10 protein-coding genes are annotated in these 7,624 nt (G+C 65.2%); 8 read left to right on the top strand and 2 right to left on the bottom strand.

Going from position 1 to position 7,624, the window contains the following annotated elements:
* Window positions 1-100 precede the first annotated feature (100 nt).
* Complete coding sequence (locus tag EN781_RS19945; RefSeq protein WP_126055985.1) at window positions 101-1,021, bottom strand: LysR substrate-binding domain-containing protein; 921 nt, start codon at window positions 1,019-1,021, stop codon at window positions 101-103.
* A gap of 116 nt (window positions 1,022-1,137) precedes the next feature.
* Between EN781_RS19945 and EN781_RS35395 the strand changes: the two genes are divergently transcribed.
* The 8 genes from EN781_RS35395 to EN781_RS19910 all read left to right on the top strand — a co-directional run bounded on the left by EN781_RS35395 (window position 1,138) and on the right by EN781_RS19910 (window position 6,643).
* Window positions 1,138-1,617: an MFS transporter gene (locus tag EN781_RS35395; protein ID WP_245492623.1), complete on the top strand. Its 480-nt coding sequence runs from the start codon at window positions 1,138-1,140 to the stop codon at window positions 1,615-1,617.
* Window positions 1,614-2,393 (top strand): MFS transporter, encoded by a 780-nt coding sequence (locus EN781_RS35390; RefSeq protein WP_245492622.1) that lies wholly within the window; start codon window positions 1,614-1,616, stop codon window positions 2,391-2,393. The genes EN781_RS35395 and EN781_RS35390 overlap by 4 nt, the downstream gene beginning before the upstream one ends.
* A gap of 130 nt (window positions 2,394-2,523) precedes the next feature.
* Window positions 2,524-3,708 (top strand): cell wall hydrolase, encoded by a 1,185-nt coding sequence (locus EN781_RS19935; protein WP_126055983.1) that lies wholly within the window; start codon window positions 2,524-2,526, stop codon window positions 3,706-3,708.
* Window positions 3,709-3,974: 266 nt separating this feature from the next.
* Window positions 3,975-4,367 (top strand): AtpZ/AtpI family protein, encoded by a 393-nt coding sequence (locus EN781_RS19930; protein WP_126055982.1) that lies wholly within the window; start codon window positions 3,975-3,977, stop codon window positions 4,365-4,367.
* Between the two features lie 63 nt (window positions 4,368-4,430).
* The gene (locus EN781_RS19925) at window positions 4,431-5,189 is read left to right on the top strand and encodes a F0F1 ATP synthase subunit A (protein ID WP_126055981.1); all 759 of its coding nucleotides are present in this window, start codon (window positions 4,431-4,433) and stop codon (window positions 5,187-5,189) included.
* Window positions 5,190-5,256: 67 nt separating this feature from the next.
* On the top strand, window positions 5,257-5,481 hold the full coding sequence (locus EN781_RS19920) for a F0F1 ATP synthase subunit C (protein WP_006206606.1): 225 nt from the start codon (window positions 5,257-5,259) through the stop codon (window positions 5,479-5,481).
* Between the two features lie 63 nt (window positions 5,482-5,544).
* Complete coding sequence (locus tag EN781_RS19915) at window positions 5,545-6,141, top strand: F0F1 ATP synthase subunit B (RefSeq protein WP_126055980.1); 597 nt, start codon at window positions 5,545-5,547, stop codon at window positions 6,139-6,141.
* A gap of 10 nt (window positions 6,142-6,151) precedes the next feature.
* Entirely contained in the window at window positions 6,152-6,643 is a 492-nt protein-coding gene (locus EN781_RS19910) for a F0F1 ATP synthase subunit B (RefSeq protein ID WP_126055979.1), read from the top strand.
* 239 nt (window positions 6,644-6,882) lie between these two features.
* Here EN781_RS19910 and EN781_RS19905 read toward each other — a convergent pair whose 3' ends face one another.
* Window positions 6,883-7,578 (bottom strand): ribonuclease HII, encoded by a 696-nt coding sequence (locus tag EN781_RS19905; RefSeq protein WP_126055978.1) that lies wholly within the window; start codon window positions 7,576-7,578, stop codon window positions 6,883-6,885.
* Window positions 7,579-7,624: the final 46 nt, after the last annotated feature.

The raw sequence follows: 7,624 nt of genomic DNA, 5'->3' as shown, positions 1-7,624 counted from the left end.
GCGCTGACACGGTCTCTTCGTCGTCCACTGGCGGAGCAAGGAGCGCAGCGACGCGGCGCAGACCCAAGATTGACGAAGTCGATAGGCTGCGGCCAAGATGTCACGTGGCGCTTAGCAGCTTCTGTTTAGGGACCGTACTCTCCGGCAAGGTCTCCAGCGCCGCCTGCAGCAATATGTCCGCCAGCCGCGCCGCCACCGGATCGAGCTCGGCGTCCTTCTGGTGAAGGTGAAGTGCCATTTTCGGCAGGGCAGGGAGGCCAAGCCCTCCGGCCACCATTGCCCTGACATTGGCGGGCAGGCCGATATCGGTGCGGATCGTCAGCCCGAGCCCGGCGGCGACCGCCGCCCAGATGCCGCCGAGGCTGGGGCTGGAGAACGCCATTCGCCAGGGCCGGCCGGCGCGGTCGAGCGTTTCGGTGGCCACTGTGCGCAGCAGGCAGGGCGCTTCCAGCGCCACCAGCGGCAGGATGTCGTCCTTGCCCGGCCCGGCCTCGATCGGCTTTGCCGGCCCGATCCAGCGCATTTGAACATCGGCGACGTGCCGGCTGTAGGGCAGGCTCGCGCCATTGTGCCAGGCGAGCGCAATGTCGAGGCTGCCCTGGGTAATCCGCTCGGCTAGTTCGTGGCTGCGCGCGATCCGCGCCTCGATCTTGACCTTGGGATTGGCGCGGGCGAAGCGGCCCAGCACCTCCGGCAGCACCGCCTCGCCGAAATCCTCCTGCAGGCCGAGCCGCACCCAGCCTTCCAGCTCGACGTCGTGGATGGCGGCGGCCGCCTCGTCGTTGAGCTCGAGCAACCGGCGCGCATAGCCGAGCATGGTCTCGCCGGCTTCGGTCAGCGCCAGGCCGCGCCCCGATTTGCGGAAGATCGGGGTCGCCGCCTGCTCCTCCAGCTTCTTCAACTGCGCACTGACTGCCGAGGTCGAACGGCCGAGCCTTTCGGCCGCCCTGGCGAAGCTGCCCAGCTCGATGCCGGTGACGAAGGTCCTGAGGACGTCGAGGTCGAATGTGACGCGTCGCATGCGGTTGTCCCGTTTTTCAGGATCGTTTGTCAAAAACTTCCTGATTTTATGGATGAAGCTATGGCGCTACATCGCGCTCGTCAAGCCGGTCAACCGGCCGCCACGGGAATGGAACCATGTCCGCCATCGTCACACGCGGCGAATGCCAAACAAGAAACGCAGCGATCGCCCCGCCCGGCCGGCGGTTCGGGCCGAACCATCGCTGGAAGGTGTTGGGCATCGGCGTCGCGGCCAATGCCGGGTTCTCCGCGACCTTCTCCGGCGTGCCGGCCACCGCGGTGGTGATGCGCCAGGGTTTTCAGCTCGACAATGCATCGCTTGGATTGGCCCTCGGCCTTCTCGGCCTCGGCGTGGCGCTCAGCGAACTGCCCTGGGGCGTGCTCACGGATCGCTGGGGCGACCGCCGCGTGCTTTTGACGGGGCTCGGCGCGACGGCGGCGTGGCTGTTCATCATGGCGATGCTGGTCGTGCCGACTAAGGATGCCATTCCGTGCGTCACATTGCTCTCGGCAAGCCTGCTCGGCGGCAGCGTCAACGGCTCCAGCGGCCGCGCCATCATGGGATGGTTCCGGGAGGGCGAGCGCGGTTTGCCATGAGCATCAGGCAGACGGCGGTGCCGCTTGGCGGCGGCCTCGGCGCGCTCGTCCTGCCCTCGCTTGCCTTGGGCTTCGGTTTTACCGCCGTCTTCGGCCTGCTTGCGGCCGTTTCCGCCCTTTTGGCTTTCTTTGCCTGGCGCTGGCTGCACGAACCGCCGGCGCAAGGGGGCGGTCATGCCGACGCCACGGCGGCCGGTCCGGCGCCGCTGCGCAACATCGAGGTCTGGCGCATCTCGATCGCCATCGGCCTGCTCTGCTTCCCGCAGGTGGCGGTGCTGACCTTCGCGTCGTTGTTCCTGCACGATTTCGCCGGTATGGGGACTATGGCGACCAGCGCAAGCCTCGCCGCCGTGCAGACCGGCGCCATGGCCATGCGCGTCTGGAGCGGCCTATTCACCGACCGTCATGGCAACCGCCGCCCGTTCCTCAGGCTGTGCAGTGCGCTGAGCGCGCTTGCCTTCGCGGTCCTCTGGCTGTTCGTCGTCACGGCTGCACGGCAACCGGCCCTGATGGCGGCGCTTCCCGTGGTGCTGGTCGTCGCGGGCATCGCGGTCTCCGCCTGGCATGGCGTCGCCTACACCGAGCTTGCCACGCTTGCCGGTCCCGGTCATGTCGGAACCGCGCTCAGCCTTGCCAACAGTTTCGTCTTCGTCGGTTTCTGCCTTGTGCCGATCGCCATTCCCGGACTTCTGCATGTCTGGTCATGGCCCGGCGTGTGGCTGGCGGCGGCCATCTGCGCACTGGTCGCCTGGCCGATCTTCCTGCGGCCAGCCTGATTCCGGGCAGCGAAAGCAGTCCCGATTCGGGCCAACATCGAAAAAACACGATCGATGGCGTTAACGCCCCATCAAGGTTAATGCATCATTTTGGCTCTCCAGAGGGTCAGTTGCGTTTCTGGAGAGTTCCGTGCATCGACGTGTCTTGACGCGGCTGGTCGCCGCCGCCGGTGAGAGAAAACGTTCCTTCCTGTCTCCGTTCGTCATTGGCCTCGGCATCTGGGTCGGCTTTCCTTCGGTCGTCGCCTACCAGGACATGACCAGCCTGGTTTCCGGCCTGGAAGCGCCGAACGCCCGTTGGAACGCCTATGTCGAAAAGTCCGTCGCCGGCTCGGTCCATAACGCCGAGATGCCCTTCGTCGATTCCACCTCCACCGGCTCGATCTCCGGCTCCGGCGTGCAACTGCCGGGCGTCGGCACGGTCGCCTTTCGCGGCAAGGGCAATGTGGCCGGCACAACGCCCGACGAGGACCGCATCGTACGTACCGACAAGAAGGGCCGCATCGTCCAGGTCTCGCCGGTGGCGCCGCCGAAGGCCTTCAACGCCGGCTCGATCTTCGAACGCACGTCCTTCCTGCTGCGCCCGAGCATGGACAGCGGCCTGAAACTCGCCTTCGCCAAGCCAGGCATCAAGGGCAAGGAGATCCAGATCGCCCAGGCCTTCCACATCCGCGAGGACAAGAAGCCGGATCCAGGCGTGCCGGCCATGTTGGCGGCGCTCGTCAACAACGACAAGCCGGACGTGCTCGCCACCGCCTATGCTCAGGCCGAGCCCGACTATGCCAAGGCCTCGCCGTTCGAGGCGCTGCTGCAGGACGAGGAGCCGAACAGCGGCCGCTTCATCCCGCCGATGGCCAAGGGCGACCATTGGTGGATCCAGAACCCGCTGCCGGCCGGCGTCTTCTCCAAGCCGGAGCAGGCTTGCCTTGCCAACGGCATCTATTTCGAGGCGCGCAGCGAATCCGTGCGCGGCCAGGCCGCCGTCGCCCAGGTGATCCTCAACCGCGTCCGCAACCCGGCCTATCCGAAGTCGATCTGCGGCGTCGTCTACCAGAACGACAACTGGCTGAACCGCTGCCAGTTCTCCTTCGCCTGCGACGGCCGCAAGAAGCGCGTCAACGATCCCGTCGCCTACAAGACCGCTCAGGACGTCGCCATGGCGGTGACCGCCGGCAAGATCTTCATTCCGGAGGTCGGCTCTTCGACCCATTACTATGCCAATTACGTGCATCCGGGCTGGGCGCGCACCATGCAGAAGATGACCAAGATCGGCCTGCATATCTTCTACCGCACCTATGGCGGCGGCTGGAGTTGAGGCAGTTTCGCCGAGACCGTCTGAGTGGTCCGAATGGCTCAGCGCGCTTGCAATTGGGGAGCCTTGGTTGCAAGGATTCGCCGGGCGCTTGCCTCGAACCGCGACGGGCACGATGTCGCACCTCCTTAAGATATTGATTTCAATATAAAAAATACATGGGTTTGAAGTTCGGCCCGTGGCTTGACGGGCGCGGACCCTCTAACTATGTTGCCGGCGACTTTAGAAGCGGACGGACGGTAGCGGTCTGACCGGGCAGGGGGGTTGCGATGGCCGACAAGAACGGGCCAGACGGAACCGGAGAAACCGGCCGCGGCAAGCAGCGCGAAGCCGACATCCGCGACGACGATCTTGAGCGCCGCCGGCGTGATCTTGAAGCATCGCTTGCATCAAGAAGGCCGGACCGGCTCGAGGGGAAAGACGACGCGAAAGCAGTGACCGGATACGGTCAGGCACTCAAGCTGTCCAGCGAGTTCATCGCCGGGATAGTGGTCGGTGTCGGCATTGGCTGGATCATCGACCGGCTGGCGGGAATCTCGCCGTGGGGTCTGATCGTCGGCCTGTTGCTGGGGTTTGGCGCCGGCGTGCTCAATGTCCTGCGCTCGGCGGGGCTGGTGGCGCAATTCGGACAGGGCGGCAAGCCGCGTGATCCGGAGGAATGAAGTGGCGCCGTCATGGCGCTGGGTAAGACACTAAGGCCGCGTGCGGCTTTGACGGGGATGTAAATGGCTGCTGACAAGGTCGATCCGATCCACCAGTTCCATATCGTCAAGCTGATTCCGATCAATATCGGTGGCTACGACCTGTCCTTCACCAACTCCGCCTTGTTCATGGTTGCGACCGTCGCTGTCGCATCGGCCTTCCTTTATCTCACCACCGCCAGCCGCAGCCTGGTTCCCGGCCGCCTGCAGTCGGTCTCGGAAATGGCGTACGAATTCGTCTCCAACATGCTGCGGGATGCGGCTGGGAAGCAGGGGTTGAAGTTCTTCCCCTTCGTCTTTTCGCTGTTCATGTTCGTGCTGGTCGCCAATCTGCTCGGCCTGTTCCCGTATTTCTTCACCGTCACCAGCCACATCATCGTCACCTTCGGCCTAGCCGCGCTGGTCATCGGAACCGTCATTGTCTACGGCTTCACCAAGCACGGCCTCGGTTTCCTGAAGTTGTTCGTGCCGCATGGCGTGCCGGTCTTCCTCCTGCCGCTGGTGGTGCTGATCGAGGTGATCTCCTTCGTGTCGCGCCCGGTCAGCCTCTCGGTTCGTCTTTTCGCCAACATGCTGGCCGGCCACATCACGCTGAAAGTCTTCTCGGGCTTCGTCGTCAGCCTCAGCGCGCTGGGCGCGGTCGGTGTTGCCGGCTCGGTACTGCCGCTGGCCATGGCTGTGGCGCTGACGGCGCTGGAGCTGCTGGTCGCCTTCCTGCAGGCCTATGTGTTTGCCGTGCTGACCTGCATGTACCTCAACGACGCCCTGCATCCCGGGCACTGATCACGAGTTTCCGGCATTTGCCGCCGGATGGAATTGCAACGGAATTACGGATCCAAAGGAGTTTGAAATGGACGCAGAAGCAGCAAAGTACATCGGCGCCGGCATCGCTTGCTTGGGCATGGGTGGCGCGGGCATCGGCCTCGGCAACATCTTCGGCAGCTACCTGGCGGGCGCGCTGCGCAACCCGTCGGCCGCCGATGGCCAGTTCGGCCGCCTGATCTTCGGCTTCGCCGTGACCGAAGCTCTGGGCATCTTCTCCCTTCTCATCGCGCTTCTGGCCCTGTTCGGCTGAGCTTCGGGAAGATTGGACAGGCCGGCCGCGACCCGCGGCGGGCCTGATATCAGGGGATAGTCCATGTTCGTGACATCTGCCTTCGCAGAAGAGTCAGCGCCGGCCGCCGAAGGCGCCACCGGTGCGGGAGCCGAAACGCATGCCGGCACCGAGGTGCCGGCCGAGGCACACGGCACGTTCCCGCCATTCGATCCGGCGACGTTCCCGTCGCAGTTGCTGTGGCTGGCGATCACCTTCGGGCTGTTCTACCTGTTCCTGAAGCGGGTGGTGATGCCGCGCGTTGGCGGCATCATCGACGTCCGCAACGACCGCATCACGCAGGATCTCGACCATGCCGCCCGGCTCAAGGGCGAGGCCGACGCCGCCGTTGCTGCTTACGAGCAGGAACTGGCCGAAGCCAAGACGAGAGCCAATGCGATCGGACAGCAGGCCAGCGACGGGGCCAAGGCAGAGGCCGAGGCCGCGCGCAAACAGGTCGAAGCGGAGCTCGACAAGAAACTCGGCGAGGCCGAGGCCAGCATCGCTTCCATCAAGGCTAACGCCATGAAGGAAGTCGGCACCATCGCCGAGGACACCGCTTCGGCCATCGTCGAGGCGCTTGTCGGCGGCAAGGCCAGCAAGGCCGAGATCGCGGCCGCGGTCAAATCCGTGGCCCGGTGAGGAGCGCATCATGGACGCCACATCTCTCGCAACGCTTTGGGCCACGGTTGCCCTGGTCATCTTCCTCGGCATCGCCATCTACATCAAGGTGCCCGGCCTGATCGCCAAGGGGCTCGACGCCCGCGCCGCCAAGATCAGCAACGAGCTTGAAGAAGCCCGCCGGCTGCGCGAGGAGGCACAGCAGTTGCTCGGCCAGTACCAGAAGAAGCGCAAGGAAGCCGAGCAGGAGGCCGCCGACATTGTCGCCGCCGCCAAGCGCGAGGCCGAGTTGCTCGCCACCGAGGCGCACAAGAAGACCGAGGACTATGTCGCGCGCCGGACAGCGCTCGCCGAGCAGAAGATCGGCCAGGCCGAGCGCGAGGCGATCAGCGAGGTTCGCGCCAGCGCCGTCGACATCGCCGTCGAGGCCGCCCGCGCACTGCTTGCCGGCAAGGTCGACGCCAAGGCCGGCGCGGACTTCTTCAAGTCGGCGCTTCAGGACGTGAAGGCCAAGCTGAACTGAGCGCTTCGCCGTTAGAAATCAAAAAGCCGCCTGGGTAACCCGGCGGCTTTTTTGTTTGAGCGAGATATTCTCCCCCCTTGAGGGGGAGATGTCGCCAAAGGCGACAGAGGGGGTCGGTTCGACTGGGCGCGACTTTCTTGCGGACGACAGATGGCGTTGGAGCTTCACGAGAAGCGACCCCCTCTGCCTGCCGGCATCTCCCCCCAAGGGGGGAGATTACGCGCACCTTCGCCGCCGCCTCACTCCAGTCCTACAAAGCTCTCTTCTTCCACCACCTCGACGCCACCCAAGCGAAACGGCGCGAATGACGCCCGGTGCAACCTTGCCACCGGTCCATGCGCTTCAATCGCCGTGCGGTGGCGCGCCGTCGCGTAGCCCATATGCACCTCGAAGCCATAGCGGTCGTGATGGCCGCCGCAGCCGCACATCATGCGGTCGCGCATCACCTTGGCGACGATCGAGGCGGCGGCAATCGACTGCGAACGCTGGTCGCCCTTGATCAGCGCGCGCCCCTCGCAAGCGAGACCGGGCGGCACGTCGCGGCCGTCCGCCAGCGCCAGCTTGGGCTGCAGCGAAAGGCCGGCGACCGCGCGGCGCATGGCTTCGAGGCTGGCCTTCAGGATGTTGCTGCCGTCTATGCCCTCGGCGCTGATCGAGGCCATCGCCACGCCGAGCGCCGAACCCAGGATCCTGGCAAATAGCGCTTCGCGTTGCAGATGGGTGAGCCGCTTGGAATCGTCCAGCCCGTCGGGGATGTTGGTGGGATTGAGCACCACCGCCGCCGCGACCACCGGACCGGCCAGCGGGCCGCGGCCAGCCTCGTCCATTCCCGCCACCGGCCAAAGGCCGTCAGCCATCGCCTTCGTCTCGATGGAGAAATCGGGTTTCTCGACGATTTCGAAGAGAAGCGGAGAATCGGAACGCGCGCGAGCCATGGTGCGGCGAGGTTCGCATCGGCTCCGATTCTCCGCAAGTCCCTCC

The organism is Mesorhizobium sp. M4A.F.Ca.ET.090.04.2.1, assembly GCF_003999085.1.
Lineage (GTDB): Bacteria > Pseudomonadota > Alphaproteobacteria > Rhizobiales > Rhizobiaceae > Mesorhizobium.
The sequence above is the reverse complement of the archived record's forward strand: the minus strand, read 5'-3'. Positions and strand labels throughout refer to the sequence as shown.